The organism is Streptomyces sp. NPDC005808 (assembly GCF_042871385.1).
Lineage (GTDB): Bacteria > Actinomycetota > Actinomycetes > Streptomycetales > Streptomycetaceae > Streptomyces.
In genome coordinates, this window is sequence record NZ_JBIAIK010000003.1 from 302,992 (window position 1) to 329,035 (window position 26,044).

A 26,044-nucleotide genomic window follows, 5' to 3' on the forward strand; every position below is an offset into this window, starting at 1 on the left:
CGGCCCATGAGGTCGGCCGTCGTCCTCGGCGGCAGCATGGCCGGAATGCTCGCGGCGCGCGCCCTGACCGAGTTCGCGGACGTCGTCACGGTCGTCGAGCGCGATGTCCTGCCCGAGGGGCCCGAGCCTCGCAAGAACCTGCCCCAGGCCCAGCACGTCCATCTGCTGTGGTCCGGGGGCGCCTCGGCGATGGAGGAACTCGTCCCCGGCGTCACCGGCCTGCTCCGGGACGCCGGCGCGAACCGCCTTCCGCTGACCACGGACATGGTCGCGCTGTCACCCCAGGGCTGGTACCGCCGCTGGAGCGAGTCCCACTACATGGTGCTGAGCAGCCGCGACCTCCTCGACGCGACCCTCCGCGCGCGGATCCTCGACGACGAACGGATCAAGCTCGTCGAACGCACCGAGGTGCTCGGCCTCCAGGGCACCGTGGAAGCCGTCGTCGGAGTCCGCGTCCGCGGCCACGACGGCGCGGAGCGCACGCTCCCCGCCGGCCTGGTCGTGGACGCCACCGGACGAGCCTCCCGCGCGTCGGAGTGGCTCGCGGCCCTCGGCCTCCCCGCGCCGCAACAACGGCAGGTCAACTCGGGCCTCGCGTACGCCAGTCGGCTCTACCGTGCCCCGGATACGGCCCGGCACGGCTTCCCCGTCCTCAATGTGCAGGCTGCCCCGCGCGGCGGGGGACCCGGCAGGGCGGGCATCCTGATGCCCATCGAGGAAGGACGGTGGCAGGTCACCCTCACCGGCACCCGAGGCGGCGAACCCACCCCCCACGAAAGCGACTTCGAGCGCTTCGCCACCGAGGAGCTGCGCCACCCCGTCATCGGGGAGTTCCTCGCCGGCGCCGAGCCGCTGTCCGGCGTCGCGTTCACCCGGTCCACCTCCAACCGCCGCTACTACTACGAGCGTTCGCGTTCCTGGCCCGACGGTTTCACGGTGATCGGGGACGCGCTCGCGGCGTACAACCCGATCTACGGGCACGGCATGTCGGTCGCGGCGCAGAGTGCCGTCGCGCTGCGCGACACGATCAGGGGCCGGGGCTGGGGCACCCCCGGCCTGGCCCGCGCTCTGCAGAAGACGGTGGCCCGGCCGGTGAACGCGGCGTGGGACCTCGCCACCGGCCAGGACGTCTTCTACCCGGGCGCGACGGAGAGCGGCCCCACGCTCAGGGACCGGATCCTGGCCGCGTACGTCAACCGCCTCCTGCTCACCGCCACCGGCAACGGCCGCATCGCCCGCCGCTTCACCGACGTGTCCTCGCTGGAGCGCGGCGCGCACGTCCTGCTCGCCCCCAGCGTGCTCCTCGCCGCCGTGGTCGGCCCGCTCAAGCCGCAGCTCACGGAGCCGCCGCTGACGGCCGAGGAGCGGAAGGCCGCCGTCCCCCTCGGCTGAGCCGCCCTCCAGGTGAAACAGTCCGGCCCGGCCCCGCGACGGGTTGTTAGCCTGCGGAAAGATCACCAGGAGTTGCCTGTCGTACGAGGATGGAGTCCACCGTGGCCCGCAGTGCCGCACGTGCCCGTATCGCGCTCGCCACCTACGCCCCCAGCGAGGACTCGCCCAGGGACCGGGACCTGCCCGTGCTGGCGGCGGCGCTGGAGGAGGCGGGGGCCGGGGCCGCTGTCGCCCGCTGGGACGATCCGGACGTCGACTGGGCGGGGTTCGACCTCGTCGTGATCCGGTCCACCTGGGACTACAGCTGGCGCCTCGCGGAGTTCGTGGCGTGGGCGGAGCGGTGCGGGCGCGTGACGCGGCTGGCCAATCCGGCGGGCCTGGTGCGCTGGAACGCCGACAAGAGGTATGTCGGGGATCTGGCGCGGGCGGGGGTTCCGGTGGTGCCGACCCGGTATGTCGCGCCGGGCGACCCCGTCGATTTTCCCGAGGACCGGGAGTTCGTCGTGAAGCCCACGGCGGGCGCGGGTGCGCGGTATGCCGCCCGGTACGCACCCGAGGAGCGGGAGACGGCCGTACGGCATCTCGCGCGGATGCACGCGGAAGGGCTCACCGCGATGGTGCAGCCGTACGTGAAGAACATCGACGCCGGTGGCGAGCGGGCACTCCAGTTCTTCGGCGGGCGGCTGCTGCACGCCAGCCGGAAGGGCGCCGTCCTGGAGCCCGGAACGGCGTACGACGAGAACAAGGTCGCGCATCCCCGGCTGGAGCCCTGGAAGCCGACCCCGGCCGAACTCTCCGTCGCGGAGCGCGCGTTGGCCGCCGTACCGGACGCGGGGGAGGTGCTCTACGCGCGCGTGGACCTCGTCGACGGCGACGACGGGGAGCCCTGCGTCATGGAGCTGGAGCTGATCGAGCCCAATCTCTTCCTGTGGCTGCACCCTGAGTCGGTGCCCGCGGTCACGGAGGCGATCATCGCGGCTGCCCTTTGACACCCACTCTCTGCAACAGCCCGTACGTGAACTCCGCCGCGCACTCCTGTCGTACGCCCGAGGCGTCCGGGGCCGTGAAGGCCAGCCCCCAGCGGGTCGGGGCCGTGCCCTCCAGGGGGCGGGCGGGGGCGAAGGCGCGGGCCGCCTCGTCGACCGTGCAGGACCAGGGGGTGAGGTCGTCGAGGGTGTCGAGGACCGGGCCCGGGGCGCCTGGGGCGCGAACCAGCCACTCGTTCCAGGCCACCCCGTTCGGGGCGACCAGGACCTCGAAGCGGAGGTCGGGCCAGAGGGGGACGGGCCAGAGCAGGGCCTCGCAGGCCAGGTCGCCGATCCGGCGGGGGGTGACGGACTCGGGGATGCCCAGGATGGAGCGGTAGCGCGAGGTGGCCGCGCGGGTGCGCGGGGCGTGCAGCATCGCCTGCCAGCGCCGGTTGGCCTCGCGCATGTCGGCGATGGAGACGTCCAGCTCGTGGCGGGCGTCCTCGACGAGGTCAGGGTTGTGGTCCGCCATGCGGCGCAGCAGGACCAGCTGGAAGTCGAGAGGCGTGAAAGGGGTCGTGGGGCGTTTCGCCGGCGGCATGAGGTCCATCTTCGCGTAAGCGCGCGGCGCCCGGACGGCGGCCGTCCGGGAGGAAGAGGACCGAGTTCACATAGCGGGGACCGCGCGGCGGGAGCACTCTGCGCAGCAGCCCCTGCGAGGCGACGTGCGACGTACGGGCCTGGTGGTCTTCCAGGGGGAAGGACGACAGGGGCAGCCAGGTGTCGCCGGGCAGTACCCAGCCCCCGTACCCCTGCTGGGTGAGGTGCGCGACGACCGGGGCCACGGGTTGGATACGGGACTCCAGCTCGATGAAGAGGGCAGGGCGGTCGCGGGCGATGAGGGCGCTCGCGCCGCGCAGGACCGCGAGTTCGTTGCCGTCCACGTCGATCTTGATGAAGTCGACGTCATGGAGGTCCAGGCTGTCCAGGGTCAGGCACGGCACGTCCAGGGCGCGGGCGTGGATGTCCCTGCGGACGAGGGAGGACACGCCGCGGTCGCCGGCGTCGTCCGGGGGGAGCCACAAGTGGGCCGTGCCCCGGTGGTCGGAGGCGGCGGCGTGGATCACGCGGACGTTCGCGGGGGTCCCGGAGGAGAGGAGCCGGGCCAGGTGCGGGACCGGTTCGACGGTCACCACGCGGTCGGCCCGGCCGGCCAGACGGTGTGTCCAGGGGCCGTACCAGCCGCCCACGTCCACCGCCGTGCCGCAGCCGGGTGGGCAGAGGTCGGACAGCCGGGCCAGTTCGGGTTCGAAACGCGGGTAGACGAGGCGGGCGGTCGCCGCGACCAGACGCGTGGGGAAGAAGCGGGCAAGGCGGGCGGTCAGGGTCTTCGGTACCGGGCTGGTCATGGGGCCATCCGCTTGAGGAGTTCCTCGTGTTCGTCGTCGCCGACCTGTTCTCCCGAGGACGGCAGCAGCTGCGGAATGCCGTCCACGATCGGGTAACGGCGTTGCAGGCGCGGGTTGTACAGCGCCGCTTCCGAACCCACCGACTCATCGGGTACGAGCAGATGGAGCGGGCCCTTGTCCAGCGGGCAGGCCAGGATTTTCAGCAACGGGTCGTCGGGGTTCATGGGGGAGTCAACTCCTTGGGGGCATAAGGGGGTTGGGGCGCGGTGTCATGCTTGGGCATGGCGAGCAGGACGGAGACCGCGAGAGCGGTGCCCGCCAGACGCAGCGCGAGCCGCACGGGTTCGTGCGGGAGCGCCTCGCCGAACGCGAGCGTGCCGAGCACTGCCGTGAACAGACACGTCACCGTCGTGCAGACCGGCACGATCAGCGAGGCCCGGCAGCGCTGCAGCGCCGCCTGCGACATCACCAGGCCGAACGCGCCGGTGAAGATCAGGAGATAGGGGTACGGGGAGCGCAGCAGGTCAACCAGCGCGCCGAGCGGTCCACTTGTCGTCAGATAGCTGGACACACCCTTGATGGCGAGCGAGCTCACCCCGTACAACAGGCCCACCGCCACGCCGTATTCGACGCCGGTGCTCGGCTGCCGGTGCCGGTGCCGGGAGCGCCGCTCGGCGGCCCCGTACAGCCAGATGCCGAGCGCCAGGGACGGCAGGCAGACGGTGAGGATCAGCGGCGCCGGAGCGCTGCGGCTGACCGTGTCCGAGTCCTCGCTCAGCGACAGCACCACCATCAGCAGGGCGGCGAGTATCGCGCCGAGCGCGTACCGCTCACGGCTCGTTGTCCGTTCCCCCAGCAGCCGGGAGGAGAGCAGTACGAGGAGGACGAGACCGGAGACGAAGATGCCCTGGGCGGCGGCGATGGGAAGCGTGCGGTAGACGGCGAGCTGGGCGCCGAACCCGGCGGCGAGGGACAGCGAGCCGCCGATCCACAGCGGGCTGCCGAGGACCAGCCGCAGCAGCCTGGCGGGGCGGCGGATGTCGACCTGGGGCATGGCCGCCAACGCGCGTTTCTCCAGCACGAATCCGGTGCTGTACAGGACGTTCGCCAGCAGGGCCGCAGCCACCCCCCACCACATGGTCTACGTCCTTCTGGCGTGCAGGAGCAGGATGGAGGACGCCGACGGGACCGCGCAGGCCAGCCGGTCCAGCGGGCGCAGCGGACGCGGTACGCCGTGGAAGGGCGCCCCCTTCAGCCCGGCGACCTCGAATCCGGACGCGGACACGAACTCCCGCAGCGCGCGGGCCGTGTAGAGCCGCAGATGGCCCACCACCTCCTTGCCGGGACGGCCGTGGATCGCGCGCAGGCTCACCTCCGAGAACACCGGCTGCACGCCGGCCAGCAGCAGTGCGCGGTTGTACCAGGCGGCGAGGTTCGGGGTGGAGAGCATCAGGTGGCCCCCGGGGCGCAGCACCCGGCGGATCTCGTCGAGCGCGGAATCCGGGTCCACGAGGTGCTCGATGACCTCGCTGAACAGCACCGCGTCGGCCGATCCCGTCGCGAACGGCAGCCCGCCGTCGCTGAGTTCGCCGCGGATCACGTACGGCACATGGGCGTGGGCCCGGCGCAGGGCGTCCTGCGACCAGTCGACGCCGACCAGGCGGTGCCCGGCGAGGAGGGGCGCGGCGGTCGCGGCGGCGGAGCCGTCGCCGCACCCGACGTCCAGGACGGTCTTCGCGCCCGCCGTCGCCGGGCCGAGCGCGGCGGCCAGCATCCGGGCCTGGCGCAGGCTGCGCGCGCCGCCGGACGCGACGGGGACCGCCGGGTCCTCGTAGAAGTCGCGAAGTCCCCGGCGTACGGCGCCTGTTGTCCGCGCGGCCGCGGGAGCCTTTGTCGTCATGGGCCGTTCTCCTCCGTCGCGTGCAGATAGTGCTCGAAGAGGTCGCGGAGGTGGGCGCCGTCACCGTGGCTGAGCAGGCTGCGCGACCAGCGCAGGGCGACATGCAGGCGGCCCGCGGTGGAGGCGGTGGTGACGGTCAGGCCGCGGGGCATCCGGGCTGGCGCGGAGAACCAGACCGCGGTGGCGCGGCCCGCCGCCTCCCCGAAGTCCAGCGGGTACGGGACCCGGCCGATGTTGCTCAGCAGTGTGGTCGACGTCCAGGGCGCGGCGGCCCTGCGCAGGCCCCGGGTGACGGCCGCGCGCCAGGACACCGGGACCACGGGAGCGGTCAGCAGCGCCGCTCCGTGGCCGAGTTGGGGGCGCTCCACGGACTTCAGGGCCTGGGTGCGGAGCGCGGTGCGGCGCAGCAGCTCGCCCATCCTTTCCGCGTCCAACTCCTGCGACGCGAAGGTGACTTCGACGAGTCTGGTGCCGTTCCCGATGGGCATGCCCATGTCCCGGGGCCGGTCGTCGACCGGCATGGTGATCCGCAGCGGGCGGGGACGGGCGCCGTGTTCCCTGTTCCAGTGGGCGAGCATCAGGGCGGTGGTGACCATGAGCTGATCGTTCACCGTGTAGGGGGAGCCCTTGGGGCGGCGCGGGACGCTGAGTTCGGTGACGAGCATGCCGTTGCCCGGGGAGGGTTCGGGCGTGCCGCGGGCGACGCGGGCGGGCGGAGCCCAGGTGGAGGGGTTGTCCACCTGCTCGGCCTCGGGGGCACCGGGTGTGCGTACAGGGGGTGCGGCGGGGGAGTTGTCCCGCCCGCCGTACAGTTCCGCCGTCGTGGCCAGGATGCGGAGGCAGGCGGGGCCGTCGAGTGCCGTGTGGTTCATGGTGAGGAAGAGGACGGTGCCGTCGGACGCGCCGTCCTCGTCGACGACTTCCAGGCGTACCGGCGGCGCGGCCGACAACGGCGGGGCGTCGTCCAGCGCCCGGTCGCGGGCGTGCTTGAGGGCGTCCCGGTCCGGCGGCGGAAACGTCACGACCTCCACGTCCGGGCCCTCGGTGAGCTCCCACTCGTACCGCAGGCGGTACCAGGGCCCCGGGGCCTCCCGCATCAGGATCCTGGGGTGCCGGCGCAGCGCCTCGGTGAAGGCCGCCCGTATACGGGCGGGGTCCAGCCTGCCGGGCACGTGCACCTCGATGTGGACCGTCTCCGGCTCCGCCTCCTGCAGGCAGTGCCGGGCGACTTCGTCGACGACGGGGAAGGGGACCCGCGCGGGGGGTCCGACCGGCCCGTCCGCGCCGCTGCGTGCCGGGTGCTCGACCGCGGTCATATGGCCTTGTCCCTCTCTGCGTCGACGGAGTGGGCGGACCCGGACCCGGGCCCGCGAGCGGAGATCGTCGGTCCCGCCGGAGGAGAATCCAGCCCCTCCGGCGTTTGAGGAGCGGGGTCCGGGGTGGAGCCCCGTGAGGGGACGGGTAGGGGCGGAGGGGGCGAATCAACGTCGGTCCGGGACTCGGAGTCGGCCCCTGACTCGGCCCGCGAATCGGTAGAGCCGCGCTTGTCCCCCGCACGGGGATCGAACCCCGGCCCGGGGCTCTCCCCCCGCACCCGCTGCGGCAACGGCGCCGTCGGCGCCTCGGACCCGGCCGAGTCCGGTGACGACGACCGCCGCCAAGGGGGCGGACCGGCGGGAGCGGCCTCCCCGACAGTCACCAGCCCCGCGAACAGCCCGATCAGCGCGAGCAGTTGAGCCACCGCCGAGAACGCCCCCGCATCCGCGGACACCGCCTCCCCGGCCCCCGTCGCGGCGGCGATCCCCGCCCCGGCGAGCGCGAGGAACGCGATCGGTACGAGGAGCGTGTGCCGTTTCCACGCGAGCAGCGCCAGCGCGGGGACCAGCAGCGCGAAGAACCCGGCGATCAGGATCGCGACCAGCGTGAGCGCGACCAGGCCCAGCCACACCCCGGGCCCCGGCGGCACCGGCTGCGGCTCGTCGGGGTTGGGTTCGTGGCGGCGCCACAGGACGAGGCCCACGAGAGCGGCCACGCCGACTCCGCCGCCGATCAGCCCGGCCTCGTACGTCGTCGAGGGCTCGTACGACAGCTTGACCGTGCCGCCCGCGCCGGACGGGATCTGCCAGCCCTGCTGCCAGCCGTCGAGACGTACCGGCGTGAGTTCCCTGCCGTCGAGCGTCGCCTTCCAGCCGTCGTTGAAGTTCTCGTACGTCGTCAGGTACGAGGCCGCGCCGGAGCCGACCGTCACCTCGCGGCGGTCGCCGAGCCAGTCCCGTATCCCCAGCTCACGCCCGGCGGTGGCGGCCTCCGCGACCGTCCCCCGGGTCAGCGTCACATCGGTGACGGTGAGCGGTCCCGCGTCCCCGGCCTCGACTCGGTGCGCGCCGGTACCGAGGTCCAACTCGGCATCTTCACGCCCTTCCTGGCAGAGCGTCAGGTCGATGGCCCGGCGTTCCACCAGGTCCTCCACCGTCCCGGTGGCGCTCGTCCCGTACAGCTTCCCGTCGACCGCGAGCACCGGCCCTTCCCCGCAGGGGAGCGAGAACTCGCGGGTGCCCGAAGGCTGCGGGGTGCGGTACTGGTCGAGCGCCGGGATGTACGCCTCGGTGAGCCCGACCGGAAGTTGCAGGTCGGCGTCCGCGACCGGGTTGTGGACGGTCAGCGGCGCGGTCTCGGTGACGGTGATGTCGAGCTGGTCGGTGGTGATGGGCTCGAAGCGTGCCCAGCCGTTCTCGTCGACGCCGACGATCGCCGCCCCGTCCGGGGAGCTGATGGCGATCTTCGTGGGCCGGGTGGACAGACCGCCCGCCGGGGCCAGGACGATCGAGGAGACCGGCTGCCTGTCCGGCCAGCTCAGGTGGATCGTCGCCTTGTCGCCCGCGATCCATGCCGTCGTCAGGTCGCCGTCCGTGAGATTGCGTGCCGAAAGCCCGGCGCCGAGCTGCGCCGTCGAGTCGGCCGTCGCGACGATCCGGCTCTGCTGCTCGGGCGCCACCTCGTAGAGCAGCCTGTCGAGTTCCTCGCCCGGGACCGGCACCGCGCTCGCCCTGATCTCGTACGTCCCCGCCGTCGACGTCGAGAAGGTGCGGTGCAGGCCCGCCTCCGTGCCCGTCGGGGACAGCCCGGTCGGGTCGGCCGAGCGGTGCAGGGAGACGATCTCGGCGCCGGCGTCCGAGTCGGCGGCGTCCGTCGGGAGCTTCAGCAGGCGGGTCACCTGCACGTCCGGGATGTCGATCTCGGAGAAGCCGGCGCCGGTCAGGCCGGCGTGCTGCGCGGTGGAGGCGACGATCGTGATCTTCAGCCAACTCGTCGAACCGGCCGGTGACTTGATGCTCTGCGTCATCCCGTTCGGCTGGAGATAGCTCGTCGCGGAACCCTTCTCCGTCTCCACCCGCACCCGCGTCGCCGCCGAGCGCACACCGTCCTGCGGCAGCGGAGTCACCCTGAACGACGACGGCATGTCCACGGATCCGGTGAAGCCGATCCGCAGCCACTGCCCGTCCGCCGAGCCCGCCGAGCCCTCCGCCCACGCGGTGTCCGGGTTGCCGTCGAAGGCGTTCACGGGGTCGTACTGCGGCAGGTAGAACAGCCAGTTGCCGGTCGAGGAGGTCGTCACCTCGCGGGCGCCGCGCAGTTCGGCGACCGTCTGGTGCTCGATGCCGCTGGTCGGCAGGATCTGGTGCGGTTTCTCGCCCGGGTCCTGCGCACTGTCGCTGTCGTTGCGCTGGTCGGCCGTGTACGTGTACGAGGTGTTGGCGTTGACAAGACCGAAGCGGGTGTCGGCCCGCCGCAGCCCGTCGCCGACCACCTGGACGGCAGGGGTGCCGAGGCCTGGATGGTTGTCGCCGGTGAGCACGGCGGCGCGGTCCCGCATCGACGGGTCGGCGGAGAGCGGGAGGAGCGCCTCGGGACCGCCGGAGACGACGGCCGTGTCGGCGATCGGCTTGAGCCCGGCCTGCCCCGGCCGCACCACGTCCGCGCTCGCCGGTTCGTAGATCTCCACGGCACGTTGGCGCGGATACAGGCCCTCGACCTGCAAGGGAGTGTCCTCGGCGATCCGGCCACCGGTCATTTCGGGGCCGAAGCCCGTCACACGCCGGTAGCCCGACTGTTCCAGGGTCCGCTTCACGGTCGTGGTCGGGACATAGCCCAGCTGGTCGGGGTCCAGGTCGTTGCGTACGACGACGTAGTAGAGACCGGCCCGGCTCAAGTAGTCGGCCAGGCCCGGGACTTCGGAACCCGTCATCAGCGACTGCTCGACCGCGTCCATGGCGCGCCGGTTGCCCGCGGTGCCGAAGGGGACGTAATCGCGTTGTGCCCAGCGGGACTCGGCGAGCACGTCCAGGGGCTGGTCGATGGGGGAGCCCCAGGTGTAGATGCCGTGCGCGGTGGCGGGCACGACGAGGGCGCGGGAGTCGGGAGAGTACTTCTCCAGCCAGTCCGCCGTGGACTGCCAGTACTTGGGGAGTTCCTGGAAGGAACCCGGGTTCAGGATCGACCCGTTGAGATACGGCCAGGCGAGGCCGGGGAGGATCAGGACCGCGGCGATCAGCGGGGCGTAGCGGCGCCCGCGGACCTGCCTGGCCCCTCGCTCCTCCGAGGCGATCCCGACCAGATGGGCCAGCCCCAACACGAGGGCCAGCGCGAGCCCCACCTGGAACTTGTAGATGTTGCGGAAGGGGACGAGCCCGCCGTTCAGCCAGTCCTGGACCACGCCGTGGAAGGGCGCGCCGAACGAACCGCCGTACCCGGCAAGGGTGATGAGCACGACCGACAGTACGGTGAGCACCAGCCAGCGCCGCTCGGGCAGGTCACGGCGGGCGAGTCCGGCGAGGCCGAGGCCCGCCGCGAGCGCCGAGCAGACGACCACGACCACCGAGGACACGACCGTCCAGCCGGCCGGCAGCCAGGCTTCGCCGAAGTGCAGATACGCGACCCAGTTGCCGGCGCCGCGCAGGGTCTCCGCCGCCGACATGGTGGCCGTCGTGGTCTGTGAAGTCTCCACGTAGGGAAGGAAGTTCTCGCCGTAGATGCCCAGCACCAGCAGCGGGACCACCCACCAGGCGGTCGCCAGGATCACCCCCGGCACCCACCAGGCGATCAGCTTGCGCTTCCGGGTGCCGCTTGGTCGGGAGAGGAGGTACAGGCCGACGGGGAGCAGCGCGGCGAGCGTCGAGGCCGCGTTCACCCCGCCCATGAAGGGGATGACCAGCGCCGAGCGGAGCGCCGCGACGCGGGCGCTGTAACGCTCGTTGGTGAGCGGGAGCAGGACCCAGGGGAGAAACGCGCCGGGGAGCGCGGCGGCCGAGGTCGAGCCGACGACGATCGTGAACACCGGCCACAGCGCGTACGCGACGGCGGCGAGCAGCCGGGACGCGGGCGTGCCGATGCGCAGCCGCTCGGCCAGCCGCAGCGCGCCCCAGAACGCGACGGACACGATGAGCGACATCCACAGCCGCTCAGCCAGCCACACCGGCAGGCTGATGAGCTTGCACAGGCCGTAGAACGGCAGCATCGGCCAGACGTAGCCGACGTACTGGTCCTGGATGCCGCCGAAGCCGCCCCGGTCGTGCCACAACTGGCCCAGATCGGAGAGGAACTGCCATGGATCGAGCACGACACCGAGCTTGGTGTCGAAGGTCGTGCGCCCGGGATGCACGACCAGGAACAGCACGAACAGCACGGCCCAGAACCCCAGCAGCCACCGCCGCGACCGCGGCCCCTGAGGGGGACCCGAAGTGGTCACGGTGGGGCGGGCGGCTGCCGGGGGTGGAGCCTGGACCGTGCTCGTCATGGTGAGGACCGCCGGAGGATGAGAAGGAGATTCCAGGTGGCGAACTCGCGCAGCCCCGGCGCCTTCGCGACGGCTCCCGCGAGGAACGGCCAGTAGCGGGAGCGCGCCGAGACGACATGGACGTCGTCACGGGCGCGCACCTGCCGCAGGGTGCTTCCGATGTGTACGGCGAAGAGGTTCTCGCCGAGGGTGTGCTTGGCGGTCTTTCCGGTACGCCGGTGGTAGCGGGCCCGCGCCCGCTCGGCGCCGAAGTAGTGCCAGGGCGCCCACTCGTGACCGCCCCACGGGGACAGCCAGTTGGTGAACGACACGTAGATCAGCCCGCCGGGCCGGGTCACCCGTACCAGCTCGCTGATGAACGTCTGCGGATCGGCCACGTGCTCAAGGACGTTGGACGAGAAACAGACGTCCGCGACCCCGTCGGCCAGCGGCAGCAGGTAGCCGTCCGCCACGACCGCCGAGCTGGGCGGCTTCGGCCCCAGCTCCGCCATGTCCGGTTCGAAGAGGTACGCGTGCGCCCCGCGCCGCCGGAACTCCTCGGTGAAGTACCCGCTGCCCCCACCGACGTCCACGACGGTGCGGTTCTCGACGGCGCCGCCGTACGCCTCGACCTGGTCGGCGGCGTCACGGGCGAGCATCGAGTAGCAGGCCTCCGGGTCGTCCTGCTCGTGCAGGAAGGCCCGGAAGAGGGTGAAGGACCGGCGTACGGAGGGGTCCTTCATGCGTGTGGTGGCGGCACTCTTGGTGCCCTGCGCCTTGCTGTCTTCGCGGCCGTTCTTGGTGCGCTGTGCCTCGCTGCGTTCGCGGTCGCTTTGGGTGCCCTGCGCCTTGCTGTCTTCGCGGTCGTACCTGGTGCGCTGTGCCCCGCTGCCTTGGCGGTCGCTTTGGGTGCCCAGCGCCTCGCTGTCCTCGCGGCCGGTCATGGTGCCCAGCCCCTCACCGCCTCAGCGGCCACCGCCCTGAACCGGCGGACCGTGTGGTTCCAGCGGTACCGCGCGGCACGGTCGCGGGCCGCCTTGCCCATCAGGGTGCGGCGGTGGGCGGAGAGGGCGAGGGTGCACCAGGCCGCCGCGAAGGAGGACTCGCCCCGAGCCAGTACACCCGTCTCGCCGTCCACCACCGAGTCGCGCAGACCGGGTACGTCGAAGGCGACCGCCGGGGTCTCGCGGACCGCCGCCTCCGTGACCACCAGGCCCCAGCCCTCGACCGCCGAGGGATGCAGCAGCAGCCACGCGGCGCACAGCAGCCGGTGCTTCTCGGCTTCGGAGACATGGCCGGCGAACTCCACGCCGGGGCCCGCGAGTTGCTCCAGGCTTTCTCGCTCGGGGCCGTCCCCGACGATCACCAGACGTCCGCCGGTGACGGGGCGTACCCGTTCCCAGAGCCGCAGCAGCAGATCGATCCGCTTGTACTCGACGAGCCGCCCCATCGCCACGAACAGCGGCTCCGGCGAGCGCGGGCCCTGGGGGCCCGGCTCTTCGACCCCGTTGTGCACGACCCGGACCCGGTCCCGCTCGACTCCGATCGCGTGCAGGGCGTGGGCCGTCGACGGAGAGACGGCGACCAGCAGGTTGCGGCGCTGTGCGGCGCCGGCCAGCGCCCAGTGTTCGAGTCTTCGGCCGATCCGGGCCGCCGGCGCCAGCGGTCCGCCGAACCGCATCCGCCACAGGTCGGTGTGGACGTGGTTGACCAGGCAGAGCGTGGGTCCGCGGTGCCACAGCGGCGCCAGGTAGGGCATGCCGTTGGACACCTCGACGAGCAGGTCGCAGTCACCGACCTGCCGGTGGAGCGTGGGGCGGACGCGCAGATAGTGCCCCAGGTCGCTGCCGGCCGAGACGACCCGGTAGTCGCGGTAGGCCGCCGGCCCGCCGCACAGCAGGGTGACCTGGTGACCGAGCTGGGTCAGCCCTTCGGCGAGGCGGTCGACCAGCAGCTCGGAGCCGCCGGCCGCCGGGTTGTCGAGATCCCGGCGGGCAAGGAAGACGATGCGGCGCGGCGGCTGGTGGAGCACCGGAAGGTGCTGCACGGGGCGCGGGAACGCGGCGCGGTGGGGGTCCTCTCGCTCGAGCGGAGTCGAGAACGGGTGAGGGGACGGCACGTGCTGGGGCATGGGTGCTCCAACTCGTCTCAGGGTGCGGAACTCAGCGTGGGGGGTCGGACGGTCGTTCATCGAGCGGATTGCGGATTGCGGATTGCGGATTGCGGATTGCGGGTTCGGTTGCGGGTTGTGGATTTTGCGGCCGGTCCTGCGGATGTGGCGGGCTGGCGGTCTGGCGGACCCGTGGGTGTGTGCCGTTCTGTGGGATTTGTGGGCATTGGCTGTATCGGGGGTGTGGGCGGGCTGTGCTCGGGTGGGGGTGGATAGTTTTCGCCCGGCGGTTCGATGCTGCTACTCACTTAGGTGACAATTTTTCAGCTTTGTGGGCTGACGCCTCATCACATCGTGGTCACAGGCTGGGAGGACTCGGACGTATCGGGATGCGTACGGCCGCGTACGACCAAAACCACACCCACCGCGGCCAGTACCAGTCCCAGCGCACCCGCCCCGATCGGCAACGTCTCCCCCACGGCGCGCAGCTGGCCGCTCTCCTCCTTGGCCCGGTCCACCGCAAACTTCTGGGTGTCCGTGGTGAAGGCGAGCTTCTCGGCGTCCAACAGCACCGCGGCGTCCTCCGTTCCGCCCGGCGCCCGCAGTGTCTTACGGGGTCCCACCTGCGCGTACAGCACCCGTCCAGTGCGCTGGTCGACGACGAGTTCGACGAGGTGGTTGGCGTACCACTCCTCGGCGAGCACCTGGCTGCGCTCGGGCTCGCCGACGATCGCGCCCGGTACGAGCCGTGTCCCGGTCCTGGTCGCCGGGACCGTCCCGGTGAACCGGTAACCCGCGTACCCCTGAATCTTCTTGGTACCCCGGTAGTTCAAAGTCACCGTCGCGCCGAGGGAGTTGTCCCACCAGCGGTAGGCGCGTTTCTGCACGTCGAAGGGGAACTTGAGGTACGCCTCGCCCTGGATGTACGGCTTTTCCTGGCAGCAGTGCACCGGCTTGTTGGTGGCCCGGTCCATGACCCACCGGTGCGGGGTGAACTCCAGCGCGTCGTGCGGGTCGGCCGCGGGCAGCGACTTGTCCGTGTCGACCGTGGTCGTCACGTCCCAGACCCCGTTTCCGCTGGTCTCGCTGGCGGCGACGTCACCGCGTACCTTCTGGGTGACGGTGATCTTCTGGTCGGGCACGGTCTCGACCTTGGTGACGTCGAAGACGCTGCCCGTGCCGGTGTAGACGGCGGTCTGGTCGATGTCGATCGGATTCACGGCGGCATGTGGTTTCACGTACCACGCGAGCAGCGGGGCCAGCACGAGGAGAAAGGTCCCGAGGCCCAAGAGGATGAGGGAGACGGGCGAGGCTTTCCGGTGCATCCGGGCACTCCAGGGGCGTGAGGCGGCTCGACACGCGGGTCGTGCGGGCGGGTCGACACCGTGGGGAAAGTGCACCTGCGGTATGGGCCGGGAACCGTAGGCGCACCCTTGACGGGGTGTCAATGCATTGTCGAGACTGTGGACTTGCCGGACGGGACCGGCGAACATCGGGAACGCACCACGGGGAACGGGCAGGGGTCGCCGACCGCACGGCCGTGGGACGACCACGGCCGCGGACGAAGCGGCCAGGGGTGGGGACGACCTCCGACAGAGAGGCTGACCTGCGATGTCCAGACTGCTCGCCGCCGCACTGACCGTCCTTGGCGCCACCGCACTCGCGGTGGGTGCCGCGCTCGGCATCGTCGCCCTGCTCGAAGCGACTCCCGACCAGCCGAACACCCCGCTCATCACATACGAGAACGCCGGGCAGGAGCGCTGACATGCCGCCCCACCCGCCGCGCGCAGGAGCGCCGCCGGCGCCTCCTCCTGGCCGGTCGCTCACCGGTGTGCTGACCGCGGCCCCGCGCCGCCGGTCGCTCACCGGAATGCCGCCGGTGTCCCTGCGCGTCCCGGCGCTCACCGGAATGCCGCCGGTGTCCCTGCGCGGCCCGGCGCTCACCGGAGCGCCGCCGGTGAGCGCACCAGGCCGGTCGCTCACCGGAGGGCCGACCGTGACCCCGCGCGGCCCGACGCTCACCGGAGGACCGCCGGTGAGTGCACCCGGCTCGTTCCTCACCGGAGCCCCGACGTGACCCCCCGGCCGGGAACCGTCACGACGCGCTCGGCCTGGCGCGAGGTCCCGCGCCTCCAGGTGCGCCAGTTCGCGGCGCTCGCGATGGCCGAGGCGCCGGTGCTGGCCGAGGAGATCCTGCAGGAGATCCGCCACGAGTACCCGACGCTGCCCGTCTTCCTGGACGACTCCGGCGAGCCCATGGCGCTGATCGGCATCCGCCGCGCCATCGAGGTGTTCGTGCAGCACCTGGAGACCGCCGAGGGCCGGCCCCGTGTCCACCCGGAGGTCTTCCAGGAGTTCGGCCGCGGCGAGGGCCTCAACGGCCGCAGCCTCGACTCGCTCCAGGCGATCTACCGGCTCGGCGTCAGACTCGCCTGGCGCCGGTTCGCCGAGATCGGACAGCGGGTCGATATCCCGCCACCGGCGATGTACGAACTCGTCGACGCCGGCTACGAATACCTGGACGGTCTGGTGGACCAGTCCGTACGCGGCTACGCAGAGGCCGCCGCCCGGCAGGCCGGGGAACGCCTGCGCCTCCAACGCCGCCTGATGGAGCTCCTGCTCTCCGAACACCACCACCGGGGCGACCCGGCCGAAGCACTCACCGAACGCGCCGCACGCATCGGCTGGCAACTGCCCGACAAGGTCGCCGTCGGGGTACTGCTGCGCCCCGCCCGGGAGGCCGTCGCGCCCGCAGTGGGCCAGGGCATCCTGCTCGACATGGAGTACGAGCAGCCCCGCATGGTCGTCCCCGAACCCGACGCCGCCGGCCGCCCCGAACTGCTGCACCGCGCGCTGACCGGCTGGTCCGGCGCCATCGGCCCCCCGGTGCCGCTCGCCGACGCCGCGAAGTCACTGCGCTGGGCGGAGGCCGCCGTACACCTCATGGAGCGGCGCCTGCTGCCCGCCGGTGAGGTCCTGCACTGCACGGAACACACCGAGGCCCTCGTCCTCCTCCAGCCCGAGGAACTCATCGACGACCTCGCCCTGCGCTGCCTCGCGCCCCTCGCCCACTGCGGCCCCACACACGGCCGGCGCCTCGCCGAGACCCTGCTCGCCTGGCTGGAAACGCGCGGTGGCGCCCCCGAGGTCGCGGCCCGCCTCGGCGTCCACCCGCAGACCGTCCGCTATCGCCTGCGCCAGATAAGGGAGCTGTGGGGCGACGAGGTCGACGACCCCGACCGTCGCTTCGAGCTGGAGCTGGTGCTCAGGGCGCAACGCCTGCGTGGGGAACTGGGAGATCCCAGAGCCCGGCGGTAGTCACCCGCCCCGAGCCCCAGCGATCACGCACAACGCACACCCATTGCCCCCACAAGACCACCATGAGTAACCTGTGTTCGTCATGCCGATCGGCTGTTGACATCTCGAACGCAGGGAGGGGGCCGGTCGTGGGACGACTCGTACCTGCCGTGACCCGAGCTCTGGACATACTCGAGCTCTTCCTCGACGGCGACGGCACGCTCTCCGCCCCGGACATCGTGCGCAGGCTGCAACTGCCGCGCACGACCGTGCACGAGCTGGTCACCACACTCGCCGCCCGCTCGTACATCGTCCAGGTGCCCGGTCAGCCAGGACGTTACCGGCTAGGGGTACGGCCGTATCAGCTGGGCAGCCGGTACGCGGAGCAGCTGGACCTCGCCGCCGAGGGCCAGCAGGTCGCCCGCTCGGTCGCCGAGACCTGCGACGAGACGGTGCACGTCGCCATCCTGGAGGGCACCGACGTCATCTACATCGCGAAGGTGGACTCCACGCACGCCGTGCGCATGGTGTCCGCGACGGGCCGCCGACTGCCCGCCCACTGCACCTCGGTCGGCAAGATGCTGCTCGCCTCGCTCCCCGATCAGGAGCTGACGTCCCGCCTCCCGGACGAGGCCGAGCTGGTCGCGATGACGCCCAACAGCATCACCGAGCCGGCTGCCCTGCGAGAGGCCCTCGCCGAGATCCGCGGCCGGGGCATCGCGGTGGAGAGCCGCGAGTCCAATCCGGACGTCAGCTGCGTCGCCGCCCCGGTGCGCGACCGCACGGGCCAGGTCGTCGCCGCCCTCTCCATCTCCGTACCGATGATCCGCTGGAGCGACGAGCGCCGCGCCGAGTTGGAGCAGCTCGCCGTGAAGGGCGCCGCCGAGCTGTCCGAGCGGCTCGGCCACCGGAGCGTGGGATGACGGCGGTCGAGGTCGCCGTGCACGAGCACGCGACCCTGGGGGAGGGGCCCACGTGGGACTCCCGGGAGCAGCGGCTGATCTGGGTCGACATCCTCGGCTCGCGGGTCCACACCTACGACCCGGGCACCGGCCGTCGCACGGTCATGGTCACCGAGCAGCACGTGGGCGCCGCGAAGCCGCGCACGGGCGGTGGCCTGGTGGTCAACCTCCGTGACGGCGTGGGGGTCTACGACGGCATCGACGGCTTCCGGTGGCTGTACCGGGAGCTCGTCCCGGGCCGCCGTGGCAACGACGCGGCGGTCGCGCCCGACGGCGCCCTGTGGTTCGGCACCATGCGCTACGACGAGGCGGCCGGCGGCGGCACCCTGTCCCGGCTCGCCCCCGACGGCAGCGCACGGACCGTCCTCGATTCCGTCGCCGTCAGCAACGGCATCGGCTGGGGCCCCGACGGTCGGCTGATGTACTACGTCGACTCGCCGACCCGAAGCATCGACGTGTTCGACCTCGGTGATGATCAACTGCCGGTCAACAGGCGCCAGTTGGCAGCGGTGACCGACGGCTTCCCCGACGGTCTCACCGTCGACGCCGACGGCTGCGTCTGGGTGGCCCTCTGGGACGGCGGCGCGATCCACCGCTACACCCCGGACGGGAACCTCGACCGTGTGATCGAGCTGCCCGTACTCCGCCCCACCGCCTGCGCGTTCGGCGGCCCCGACCTCACCGATCTGTACATCACCACAGCCCGTACGGGCCTGGAGGCACCGCATCCGTTGTCGGGCTCGGTGCTGGTGGTGCCCGGCGCCGGCAAGGGACTCCACCAGGCGGCGTTCGCCGGTTAGCGCCGACCGAAGCGCCCTACCTCGCGCGAACACGGCCGGGAGATTCCACCACCGTCACCGGCACTCCTCCGGCCGCACTGCCAAGCAGCGTCAGCCTCACCTCGCCGGGACCTGAAGGTGTGCTCCCGTCGGACAGGACGGCGAGGGCCAGGGTGTTCTCGCCACGTGTGCGCAGCACCCCGTTCGGCAGGACGAAGGTGTGCTGGGGGCCTACGTCGTTGATGTACTGGCCCATGTTCCAGCCGTTCAGGAAGATCTGGACGCGGTAGGCGCGGGCCGGGTCGTCGGTGAGCGTGAGCCCGATCGAGGCGTCGACGCCGGGGTCGACGGAGAGCCGGAATCCGGTGCGGTACCAGACAACGCCCTGCCGCCGCTCGGCCCGCGGGAAGCCCGCCTTCTTCCAGCCGCCGTCCGCGAACCCGGGCAGGTGCCAGCCCTCGCGCTCCCCGTACAGCCCGCCGTGGTTGAGCGGCCCGCGTACCGGATCCGGGGCCGCCGCGCCCTGGATCCGCCAAGTGACGCCGGGGGAGGCCCCGTTGAAGGTCACGGCGGTCAGCCCGCGGGCCGCCTTGTGGGTGTCGTCCGCCTTCCCGTCCTGGTCGTGCTGCATACGGCGGACGAGGACGGAGAGGACGTGCGGCCCCTCGCCGGTCGGGAGGGGGAAGACCGCCGTGTCGGCCCAAGTCCCCTGCCTGACCGTCTGCTTGTCCGGCACCGGCATCCGGTGTGTGCCCAGCGGCCGCCCGTCCAGCCAGGCCATCAGCACACCCTGCGTGCCCGTGGTGAAGGCCAGGGACACGGACTCCGCCGCGCCCTCGAAGCGTCCCCGGTACCAGACGTCCCCGTAGTGGAAGCCGTAGTCGTCGGCGAACAGCACGGGCTGCCCGGCCGGTACGGGGGTGGTGCTGTACGAGGACCTCCTGTCCGCGACCTGCCACCCCGAGTCGTCGAAGTCCGCGGCGGACTCCGGGTTCTCCTCGGACCGTCGCCAGCCGGTCAGCTCGGGGAGCCGGACACCCGGCACGCCGGGCAGCCGCCGCTCGGCCTGCAGACTCCCGGAGGGCGTGGCACGAGTCCTCAACGCACCCTGGTTCCAGACGACTTCACTCGCCCCGCGTGGTCCCCACACCTCCAGGTCGGCCGCCTCCACGGTGTCGCCGGTGAGATGGACGGTGGAGCCGCGCAGGCCGGCGGTGCGCAGGAGCGCGGGGCCGCGCACCAGCACTGGGCCCGACGGGGTGTCGTACCGCCACAGCCGTCCGGAGGTGTCGTCGTCCGCGAGGAGCAACAGAAGCGGTGTCGAGGTGCCGCCGCCCTTCACCAACACCCGCGTAAGACCGTCGAGTTGAGCCGAAACCCGGAGCACACCACTCTCGTACTCATATGCCGCGGACCCCTCAAGGACGGTCACCGTCGGCTCACTCGCACACTCCAGCGCGGTCTCGGTGGTCTCCCCCGAGCGTCCGGTGAGCACGGCGATGTCCTGCCGCCCGGTCGCGAGCCACAGCATCGGCTGCGCGGTGGAGTACGCAAGCTTCCGCCGCCCGAGGGCGATCCCGGTGGCCAGCAGCCGGGCGTCGAGGGCGGGCACGGTGAGCGGATGCTCCGAGAAGGGAAGCGCCGTGGTCACCTCCGCCGCGGTGTCGTTGCGTACGACGTAGAAGCGCGCGCCGGTGTCCGGGTTGACCAGTGGATACACCTTGACCCGCGGGTCCGTCCCGGTGACCGGCTCCGCGCGGTCCAGCTTGGCCAGGTCGGGCACGGAGTGCAGCAACTGCCCGATCTGGTGCATCGGAACCAGCTTGGGGGTCGGCCGGCGGGCCTCGTCGAGGGCGGCGCCGTAGTCGTACGACGTGTAGACGATCGGCGCGGGCAGCCAGCCCCAGGAGGTGCCGCCGAAGGTCATGTAGACGTTGTGGACCTTGATGCCGTTGGCGAGGTTGGTGAGGTAGAAACGCCGTTCGTACGCCGCGTCGCGCGTCCTGGCCGACTCCGCGTACCCTTTGCCGTCGAACTCGACCCCGCCCCAGGGATCGAACCAGCCGCCCCCGAACTCGGGCATGAATCCCGGGGTACCGGGACTCGCCGTCGAGCCCCCCTTCGTACCACCGACCCCGAAGTAACCCCAGTCCGGCGGGGGTTTGACCGGCGAGGGATACCCGTCGAAGCCGTACAGGTAACGCCCGCTCTCCCCGCCCGTGTCGAAGGTCCCGGGGGCCCAATGGCCGTTCCTGCCCTTGTCGTTGTGGAACAGCGGCACGTCGATGCCGTCGGCTCGGACCTTGGCGTACAGGTGGGCCATGTAGTCGCGGCCCAGTGGGCTGTTGACGTGGTCCGCGTACTCGTTCTCCAGCTGGTAGAGGACGACCGTGCCGCCGCCGTCGGTGTAGAGGTGCCGGGCGACGATCCGGTCGACGACGGTCAGCCACTCGTCGACGTGCTTCAGGTAAGTCGGGTCCGAGGTTCTCGCCACGCCCTCGGTGGCGGTCAGCCAGCCGGGGAACCCGCCCGCGTCGACCTCGGCGTTGATGTAGGGCCCCGGTCGCAGGATCACGTACAGACCCGTCTCGGCGGCCATGCGCAGGAACAGGTCGAGGTCGCGGACACCGGTGAAGTCGTACGTCCCGGGCGCGGAGGAGTGGTAGTTCCAGGACACGTAGATGCTGATGGCGTTGTAGCCGTGGGCGCGCAGCTTCTGCAGGACGTCACGCCACAGGGACGGGCTCGGGAGCCGGAAGGGGTGGACCTCGCCGGACCACAGGACGACGCGCCTGCCGTCGATCAGCATGGAGTACCTGTCGAAGCCGACGGTGTGCCGGTCGCCGTCGGCGACCGGCGGCCCGGGCGCGGCTCCGGTGGGCGCGGTATCGACGGCGTACGCGCCACTGCTCCCACTGCCGCTCAGGGAGAAGCCGAGAGCGGTGGTTGTGGCGAGTGCGCTGAAGGTACGTCTGCTCAACACCATGCGGTTCTCCCCTGGACAGCGGCGGCTCGGGTGCGGCCATTGTCCACAGCGGTTCGTTCCACATGGTCGTATGAGGATCTCGCCGCGGGTCGATTACGCGGTACGGGCGCCAGTGGAGCCCGGCCGTCCGGCAGGGCGAGGCCGGGTCCCGTCTGTGAAGCGTCCTCATTCCGCACTAAGGGCGCACTCAGGTTCTCCCCTTAGCGTCACGTCCCGTCCCCTCGCGTCCCCTCGCGTCCAATCCCGTCCACTCCTGTCGGTCCGACGGGAACGGAAACCCGCCGGTCGGACGGGAACAGAAACCCGCCTGTCCGACGGGAACAGAATCCCGTCGGACCGATGGGAAAGACCGGAAACCCAGAACGACGGAACGGCTTCCCCATGCGCACGCTCATACTGCTGGCTCTCGCGGGCCTTGGTGCCCAGCTGGTGGACGGCAGCCTGGGCATGGCCTACGGCGTCACCTCGACCACCCTGCTGCTCGCCATGGGCACCAACCCGGCGCTGGCCTCGGCCACCGTCCACCTCTCCGAGATCGGCACCACGCTGATGTCGGGCGCCTCCCACTGGCGCTTCGGCAACGTGGACTGGAAGGTCGTCGCCAGGATCGGCGTGCCGGGCGCCGTCGGTTCCTTCCTCGGCGCGACCGTGCTCTCCCACCTCTCCACCGAGGTCGCCGAGCCCGCGATGTCCCTGATCCTGTTCGGCCTCGGCCTGTACGTCATGTCCCGCTTCACCTTCCGCGGCATGCCAAAGGACAAGCTCGGCCAGTCGCTCCGCACGCGGTTCCTCGCGCCGCTCGGCCTGGTGGCCGGGTTCCTGGACGCGACGGGCGGAGGCGGCTGGGGACCCGTCGGCACACCCGCACTGCTCGCCAGCGGCCGGATGGAGCCGCGCAAGGTGATCGGCTCGATCGACACCAGCGAGTTCCTGGTCGCCGTCGCCGCGAGCCTCGGCTTCCTCTTCTCCCTCGGCTCCCAGGGCCTGAACTGGGGCTGGGTCGCCGCCTTCCTGCTCGGCGGCGTGGTCGCCGCACCCGTCGCCGCCTGGCTGGTCCGGCTGGTCCCGCCACGCGTCCTCGGTTCCGCGGTCGGCGGCATCATCATCGTCACCAACGTCCGTACGCTCCTCAAGAGCGACTGGATCGCCGCGTCCGGCGCGGCCAGCACCCCTGTGTACGTCCTCGTCTACGTCCTGTGGGCCGGCGCCCTGACGTACTCGATCCGCGCCTACCGCAGGGAGAAGGCGGAGGAATCGACGGCCGGGGAACTGCAGCCCGTCGCGGTCCGGTGACGCACTCCCGCACGCACAAGCCCAGTTGACTACTTGCCCGCGGTCACGGCCTTGAGCTCGTCCAGTGACTCCCTGATGAGCTGTGCCATCTGCCGTTGGTTGGTCTCGCCGACCCAGCGTTCGTACGCGATCTTGAAGACGGCGATACCCGCCTCGGCGGCCAGGCTCGCGGCCGGGTCCGTGACACCGCGCCGGCGCAACGCGTCGGCGAGCGCCGCGGACAGCGACGCGAGCTTGATCAGCTCGCGCTCCCGCAGCTCCGCGTTGGCGGCGATGACCTTCTGGCGCCTCTGGGAGTGTTCGCGGCGCTCTTCGAAGACCGCCGCGGCGGCGTCGAGGGCGGCGGCCACCGCGTCGATCGGGGTCGCGGACTCCGGTGCGCCGTTCAGGGCGCCGACGAGGAGCTCCTCCAGCGAGGTCGAGCCCTCGAACAGGACCTCGCGCTTGTCGGCGTAGTGCCGGAAGAACGTCCGCTCCGTGAGCCCCGCCCGCCTGGCGATCTCGGTCACGGTGGTCTGTTCGTACCCGCGCTCGCTGTAGAGCTCCAGTGCGGCCTGCGCCAGTCGGCCGCGTGCGTTCGGCTCCCATCGACTCATGCCCCGGATTCTATGTGATGACAGTGACTGGCATCAGATGTAGGCTGATGGCAGTCACTGTCATCGACTGCCTCGCCGTCGTGCGTCGTTCGCCGTCGTGCGAGCAGCCGAAACCACTCAGGAGGTCTCCCATGCGCGTGTTCATGACGGGTGCGTCCGGCTGGATCGGATCCGCCGTCGTCCCCGAACTCATCGGCGCGGGCCACCAGGTCACCGGGCTCGCCCGCTCCGACGCGTCAGCCGGGGCCCTCACCGAGGCCGGAGTGGAGGTCTACCGCGGCACGCTCGACGACCTCGACGCTCTGCGCGAGGCAGCCGCCGCGTCGGACGGTGTGATCCACCTCGCGTTCAAGCACGACATCGCTTTCTCCGGGGGCTTCGGGAGCGCCGCCGACGCGGATCGCCGTGCCGTCGAGACCTTCGGCGAGGCGCTCGCCGGTTCGGACCGGCCGCTGCTCATCGCCTCCGGGACGCTCGGGCTCACCTCCGGGCGGATGGGGACCGAAGAGGACGGGCACGGTCCCGCCCGGGAGGTCGCCGCCTGGGGCGAGGGCCCGCAGGCCCGGCTGGCAACCGCCGAACTGGCGCTCTCCCTCGCCTCCCGCGGAGTCCGCTCGTCCGTTGTGCGGCTCGCCCCGACCAATCACGGCGAAGGAGACAACGGCTTCATGAAGACCCTCGTCGGCATCGCCCGCGACAAGGGCGTCTCCGGATACATCGGCGACGGATCCAACCGCTGGCCCGCCGCGCACCGGCTCGATTCCGCGCACCTCATCGGCCTGGCGCTGGACAAGGCACCGGCGGGCTCGACGCTGCACGCCGTCGCCGACGAGGGCGTGCCGATCCGCGACATCGCCGAAGTGATCGGACGCCATCTCGGCATCCCCGTGGCCTCCGTCGCTCCCGAGGACGCGGGCGAGCACTTCGGCTGGCTGGCCGGCCCTCTGGGGGTCGACAGTCCGGTATCGAGCGCGCTGACCCGCGAGTTGCTCGGGTGGCAGCCGGTCCAACCCGGGCTCCTGGAGGACCTCGACAAGGGCCACTACTTCCACACGCCTTCGGCCTGACTCCTTTACTTCCGTACGCCCTCGGCCTGACTCCTTTACGTCCACACGCCCTCGGCATGACTCCTTGACCAGGACGCAGGGGACTGCGTCCCGGCCCGCTGGGCCTGGTTCAGTGCTTGGCGTCCAGTCTGCTGAACGCGCTGGTCAGGCCCTGCTTGAGTTTTCGTGCCAGCGGTACTTCGACGAAGCGGTGGACGAGCCAACTCAGCGCGAGCATCGCGACGACGACCGCGGGGACGAGCAGGCGGGCGTCGATGCTGTCGTGCAGATGGTGGATCAGCGTGGTGCCGACGCCGTAGTGCAGGAGGTAGAAGGGATAGGTGAGTGATCCCGCGGTGGCCAGCCACCTCCACTGGATTCGGTCGGTCAGGCCGAGCGCGATGGCCACCATGAGGAGCAGGAAGAGCGTGTAGAGGATCAGCGAGCCCGACCAGCTCGACACCTTCTCCACACTGATCCGGGCCAGTAGCTGGTTCTGGGACATCACCCAGGCCAGGCCCAGGATGCCCCACAGCAGCAGGTCCTGGCCGAAGCGGTGCATGAGGTACAGGGCGAGGCCGGCGATGAAGAACCACGCGGCCTCCGGGTTGACGACCGTCACCACCAGCGGAATCCCGGAGTTGGGCGCGACCGCCGCGAGCGCGCCCCAGACGCAGCAGAACATCACGACCTTGCGGTACGTCAGCCCGGTCGCCACCACCAGCATGAAGATGACGTAGAAGCGCAGTTCGGACCAGAGCGTCCAGTACACGCCGTCCACCGCGGGCGCCCCCTCGCCCTGCTGGAGCATGGAGAGGTTGAGGATGACCTTCACGGAGGGGATGGCGGTGAACTCCGCCGGCCACAGCGTGAGTACCGCGGTGGTGAACAGCACCGCGAACCAGTAGGCCGGGTAGAGGCGGATGACGCGCGAGACGAAGAAGTCCCTGGCCCGTCGGCCCCAGCTCGACATGCAGATGACGAAGCCGCTGATGACGAAGAAGAACTCGACGCCGATCCAGCCGTAGGTGGCGAGCGGGTAGAGGCTGGGGAAGATCTCCGAGACCGGGCGGTCCCAGATGAGGTTGCCGGGCTGGTCGGCCCGGTAGGTGCCGATGTAGTGGTGCACCGCCACCATCAGAGCGGCCACCAGCCGCAGTGCGTCGATCACGTACAGCCGGGGCTTGGGCCGCGCGTCCTTGGCAGCGGCCGGCGGCTTGCCGCTCGTCGGCGGGAGTGTGTCGTGTTCGAGGGGCTGGTGCTGCTGCCGCCGGTGCTCGGCGGCGACGCTTCCGGCCTGTATCACGTGTCCATTCCGCCTGTCCGGCCCGTGCGGGAGCCATCGTCCGAATGATGGAGAGCTGCCGGCGCGGCGCACGGCGGATCCGGCTCACCCGCCCCGCGCCCCGGCGTGTGAACGACAGCCCGGCGGCATCGCGCGTCGGCTCTCACAGGGGTGCTCCGGCGCTCACAGGGTTGTCGCGCCGCCCGAATCGCACCGTACTCGCCCAGTCTGGGAGGCTCCTGAGCGAC

Annotated in this window: 22 protein-coding genes; 9 read left to right on the forward strand and 13 right to left on the reverse strand. The window is 71.4% G+C overall.

Going from position 1 to position 26,044, the window contains the following annotated elements:
• Positions 1-6 precede the first annotated feature (6 nt).
• Together ACFYPC_RS08330 and ACFYPC_RS08335 are read left to right on the forward strand one after the other, a co-directional pair.
• A complete protein-coding gene (locus ACFYPC_RS08330) occupies positions 7-1,392 on the forward strand; it encodes an FAD-dependent oxidoreductase (protein ID WP_388672642.1) in 1,386 nt (461 codons plus the stop codon).
• Between the two features lie 89 nt (positions 1,393-1,481).
• On the forward strand, positions 1,482-2,381 hold the full coding sequence (locus ACFYPC_RS08335; RefSeq protein WP_388672644.1) for a RimK family alpha-L-glutamate ligase: 900 nt from the start codon (positions 1,482-1,484) through the stop codon (positions 2,379-2,381).
• Here ACFYPC_RS08335 and ACFYPC_RS08340 read toward each other — a convergent pair.
• The 10 genes from ACFYPC_RS08340 to ACFYPC_RS08385 all read right to left on the reverse strand — a co-directional run bounded on the left by ACFYPC_RS08340 (position 2,362) and on the right by ACFYPC_RS08385 (position 14,877).
• Positions 2,362-2,970: a hypothetical protein gene (locus ACFYPC_RS08340; protein WP_388672646.1), complete on the reverse strand. Its 609-nt coding sequence runs from the start codon at positions 2,968-2,970 to the stop codon at positions 2,362-2,364. The genes ACFYPC_RS08335 and ACFYPC_RS08340 overlap by 20 nt on opposite strands.
• Positions 2,873-3,769 (reverse strand): FkbM family methyltransferase, encoded by an 897-nt coding sequence (locus ACFYPC_RS08345; protein WP_388672648.1) that lies wholly within the window; start codon positions 3,767-3,769, stop codon positions 2,873-2,875. Before ACFYPC_RS08345 ends, ACFYPC_RS08340 begins: the two co-directional genes overlap by 98 nt.
• On the reverse strand, positions 3,766-3,993 hold the full coding sequence (locus tag ACFYPC_RS08350; protein WP_385734809.1) for a Trm112 family protein: 228 nt from the start codon (positions 3,991-3,993) through the stop codon (positions 3,766-3,768). The genes ACFYPC_RS08345 and ACFYPC_RS08350 overlap by 4 nt, the downstream gene beginning before the upstream one ends.
• Entirely contained in the window at positions 3,990-4,895 is a 906-nt protein-coding gene (locus ACFYPC_RS08355) for a hypothetical protein (RefSeq protein WP_388673392.1), read from the reverse strand. The genes ACFYPC_RS08350 and ACFYPC_RS08355 overlap by 4 nt, the downstream gene beginning before the upstream one ends.
• Positions 4,896-4,910: 15 nt before the next feature.
• The gene (locus ACFYPC_RS08360) at positions 4,911-5,669 is read right to left on the reverse strand and encodes a class I SAM-dependent methyltransferase (protein WP_388672650.1); all 759 of its coding nucleotides are present in this window, start codon (positions 5,667-5,669) and stop codon (positions 4,911-4,913) included.
• The gene (locus ACFYPC_RS08365; RefSeq protein ID WP_388672652.1) at positions 5,666-6,985 is read right to left on the reverse strand and encodes a condensation protein; all 1,320 of its coding nucleotides are present in this window, start codon (positions 6,983-6,985) and stop codon (positions 5,666-5,668) included. The genes ACFYPC_RS08360 and ACFYPC_RS08365 overlap by 4 nt, the downstream gene beginning before the upstream one ends.
• Entirely contained in the window at positions 6,982-11,463 is a 4,482-nt protein-coding gene (locus ACFYPC_RS08370; protein ID WP_388672654.1) for an alpha-(1->3)-arabinofuranosyltransferase family protein, read from the reverse strand. Before ACFYPC_RS08370 ends, ACFYPC_RS08365 begins: the two co-directional genes overlap by 4 nt.
• The gene (locus ACFYPC_RS08375) at positions 11,460-12,185 is read right to left on the reverse strand and encodes a class I SAM-dependent methyltransferase (protein WP_388673394.1); all 726 of its coding nucleotides are present in this window, start codon (positions 12,183-12,185) and stop codon (positions 11,460-11,462) included. Before ACFYPC_RS08375 ends, ACFYPC_RS08370 begins: the two co-directional genes overlap by 4 nt.
• 197 nt (positions 12,186-12,382) lie before the next feature.
• A complete protein-coding gene (locus tag ACFYPC_RS08380) occupies positions 12,383-13,573 on the reverse strand; it encodes a glycosyltransferase family 4 protein (protein WP_388672656.1) in 1,191 nt (396 codons plus the stop codon).
• Positions 13,574-13,899: 326 nt separating this feature from the next.
• Positions 13,900-14,877, reverse strand: coding sequence for a DUF3068 domain-containing protein (locus tag ACFYPC_RS08385; RefSeq protein ID WP_388672658.1), 978 nt, complete (start codon positions 14,875-14,877; stop codon positions 13,900-13,902).
• 286 nt (positions 14,878-15,163) lie between these two features.
• On the opposite strand from ACFYPC_RS08385, the gene ACFYPC_RS08390 reads away from it, so the two are divergent.
• From ACFYPC_RS08390 to ACFYPC_RS08410, 5 genes are all read left to right on the forward strand, one after another.
• Positions 15,164-15,316: a hypothetical protein gene (locus ACFYPC_RS08390; RefSeq protein ID WP_384385684.1), complete on the forward strand. Its 153-nt coding sequence runs from the start codon at positions 15,164-15,166 to the stop codon at positions 15,314-15,316.
• Between the two features lies 1 nt (position 15,317).
• Positions 15,318-15,629: a hypothetical protein gene (locus tag ACFYPC_RS08395; RefSeq protein ID WP_388672660.1), complete on the forward strand. Its 312-nt coding sequence runs from the start codon at positions 15,318-15,320 to the stop codon at positions 15,627-15,629.
• Complete coding sequence (locus tag ACFYPC_RS08400; protein WP_388672662.1) at positions 15,626-16,870, forward strand: helix-turn-helix domain-containing protein; 1,245 nt, start codon at positions 15,626-15,628, stop codon at positions 16,868-16,870. Before ACFYPC_RS08395 ends, ACFYPC_RS08400 begins: the two co-directional genes overlap by 4 nt.
• Before the next feature lie 128 nt (positions 16,871-16,998).
• Positions 16,999-17,772 (forward strand): IclR family transcriptional regulator, encoded by a 774-nt coding sequence (locus ACFYPC_RS08405; RefSeq protein WP_388672664.1) that lies wholly within the window; start codon positions 16,999-17,001, stop codon positions 17,770-17,772.
• The gene (locus tag ACFYPC_RS08410) at positions 17,769-18,611 is read left to right on the forward strand and encodes an SMP-30/gluconolactonase/LRE family protein (protein WP_388672666.1); all 843 of its coding nucleotides are present in this window, start codon (positions 17,769-17,771) and stop codon (positions 18,609-18,611) included. Before ACFYPC_RS08405 ends, ACFYPC_RS08410 begins: the two co-directional genes overlap by 4 nt.
• Before the next feature lie 16 nt (positions 18,612-18,627).
• Here the strand turns inward: ACFYPC_RS08410 and ACFYPC_RS08415 are convergent, their stop codons facing one another.
• A complete protein-coding gene (locus tag ACFYPC_RS08415) occupies positions 18,628-21,576 on the reverse strand; it encodes a beta-galactosidase (protein WP_388672668.1) in 2,949 nt (982 codons plus the stop codon).
• Positions 21,577-21,957: 381 nt separating this feature from the next.
• On the opposite strand from ACFYPC_RS08415, the gene ACFYPC_RS08420 reads away from it, so the two are divergent.
• Positions 21,958-22,869: a sulfite exporter TauE/SafE family protein gene (locus ACFYPC_RS08420; RefSeq protein ID WP_388672670.1), complete on the forward strand. Its 912-nt coding sequence runs from the start codon at positions 21,958-21,960 to the stop codon at positions 22,867-22,869.
• A gap of 29 nt (positions 22,870-22,898) precedes the next feature.
• On the opposite strand, the gene ACFYPC_RS08425 is transcribed toward ACFYPC_RS08420, so the two are convergent.
• Positions 22,899-23,465, reverse strand: coding sequence for a TetR/AcrR family transcriptional regulator (locus tag ACFYPC_RS08425; protein WP_388672672.1), 567 nt, complete (start codon positions 23,463-23,465; stop codon positions 22,899-22,901).
• A 131-nt stretch (positions 23,466-23,596) separates the two neighbouring features.
• Between ACFYPC_RS08425 and ACFYPC_RS08430 the strand changes: the two genes are divergently transcribed.
• The gene (locus ACFYPC_RS08430) at positions 23,597-24,532 is read left to right on the forward strand and encodes an SDR family oxidoreductase (protein ID WP_388672674.1); all 936 of its coding nucleotides are present in this window, start codon (positions 23,597-23,599) and stop codon (positions 24,530-24,532) included.
• A gap of 109 nt (positions 24,533-24,641) precedes the next feature.
• On the opposite strand, the gene ACFYPC_RS08435 is transcribed toward ACFYPC_RS08430, so the two are convergent.
• Entirely contained in the window at positions 24,642-25,817 is a 1,176-nt protein-coding gene (locus tag ACFYPC_RS08435) for an acyltransferase family protein (protein WP_388672676.1), read from the reverse strand.
• Positions 25,818-26,044 lie beyond the last annotated feature (227 nt).

What these genes read in the sequence shown, in the direction of transcription:
- ACFYPC_RS08350 (WP_385734809.1), bottom strand. Translation starts at nt 3,993, where the DNA reads ATGAACCCCGACGACCCGTTGCTGAAAATCCTGGCCTGCCCGCTGGAC.
- ACFYPC_RS08390 (WP_384385684.1), top strand. Translation starts at nt 15,164, where the DNA reads ATGTCCAGACTGCTCGCCGCCGCACTGACCGTCCTTGGCGCCACCGCA.
- ACFYPC_RS08380 (WP_388672656.1), bottom strand. Translation starts at nt 13,573, where the DNA reads ATGCCCCAGCACGTGCCGTCCCCTCACCCGTTCTCGACTCCGCTCGAG.
- ACFYPC_RS08370 (WP_388672654.1), bottom strand. Translation starts at nt 11,463, where the DNA reads ATGACGAGCACGGTCCAGGCTCCACCCCCGGCAGCCGCCCGCCCCACC.
- ACFYPC_RS08415 (WP_388672668.1), bottom strand. Translation starts at nt 21,576, where the DNA reads ATGGTGTTGAGCAGACGTACCTTCAGCGCACTCGCCACAACCACCGCT.
- ACFYPC_RS08330 (WP_388672642.1), top strand. Translation starts at nt 7, where the DNA reads ATGAGGTCGGCCGTCGTCCTCGGCGGCAGCATGGCCGGAATGCTCGCG.
- ACFYPC_RS08340 (WP_388672646.1), bottom strand. Translation starts at nt 2,970, where the DNA reads ATGGACCTCATGCCGCCGGCGAAACGCCCCACGACCCCTTTCACGCCT.
- ACFYPC_RS08420 (WP_388672670.1), top strand. Translation starts at nt 21,958, where the DNA reads ATGCGCACGCTCATACTGCTGGCTCTCGCGGGCCTTGGTGCCCAGCTG.
- ACFYPC_RS08360 (WP_388672650.1), bottom strand. Translation starts at nt 5,669, where the DNA reads ATGACGACAAAGGCTCCCGCGGCCGCGCGGACAACAGGCGCCGTACGC.
- ACFYPC_RS08410 (WP_388672666.1), top strand. Translation starts at nt 17,769, where the DNA reads ATGACGGCGGTCGAGGTCGCCGTGCACGAGCACGCGACCCTGGGGGAG.
- ACFYPC_RS08385 (WP_388672658.1), bottom strand. Translation starts at nt 14,877, where the DNA reads ATGCACCGGAAAGCCTCGCCCGTCTCCCTCATCCTCTTGGGCCTCGGG.
- ACFYPC_RS08425 (WP_388672672.1), bottom strand. Translation starts at nt 23,465, where the DNA reads ATGAGTCGATGGGAGCCGAACGCACGCGGCCGACTGGCGCAGGCCGCA.
- ACFYPC_RS08395 (WP_388672660.1), top strand. Translation starts at nt 15,318, where the DNA reads ATGCCGCCCCACCCGCCGCGCGCAGGAGCGCCGCCGGCGCCTCCTCCT.
- ACFYPC_RS08335 (WP_388672644.1), top strand. Translation starts at nt 1,482, where the DNA reads ATGGAGTCCACCGTGGCCCGCAGTGCCGCACGTGCCCGTATCGCGCTC.
- ACFYPC_RS08345 (WP_388672648.1), bottom strand. Translation starts at nt 3,769, where the DNA reads ATGACCAGCCCGGTACCGAAGACCCTGACCGCCCGCCTTGCCCGCTTC.
- ACFYPC_RS08375 (WP_388673394.1), bottom strand. Translation starts at nt 12,185, where the DNA reads ATGAAGGACCCCTCCGTACGCCGGTCCTTCACCCTCTTCCGGGCCTTC.
- ACFYPC_RS08365 (WP_388672652.1), bottom strand. Translation starts at nt 6,985, where the DNA reads ATGACCGCGGTCGAGCACCCGGCACGCAGCGGCGCGGACGGGCCGGTC.
- ACFYPC_RS08430 (WP_388672674.1), top strand. Translation starts at nt 23,597, where the DNA reads ATGCGCGTGTTCATGACGGGTGCGTCCGGCTGGATCGGATCCGCCGTC.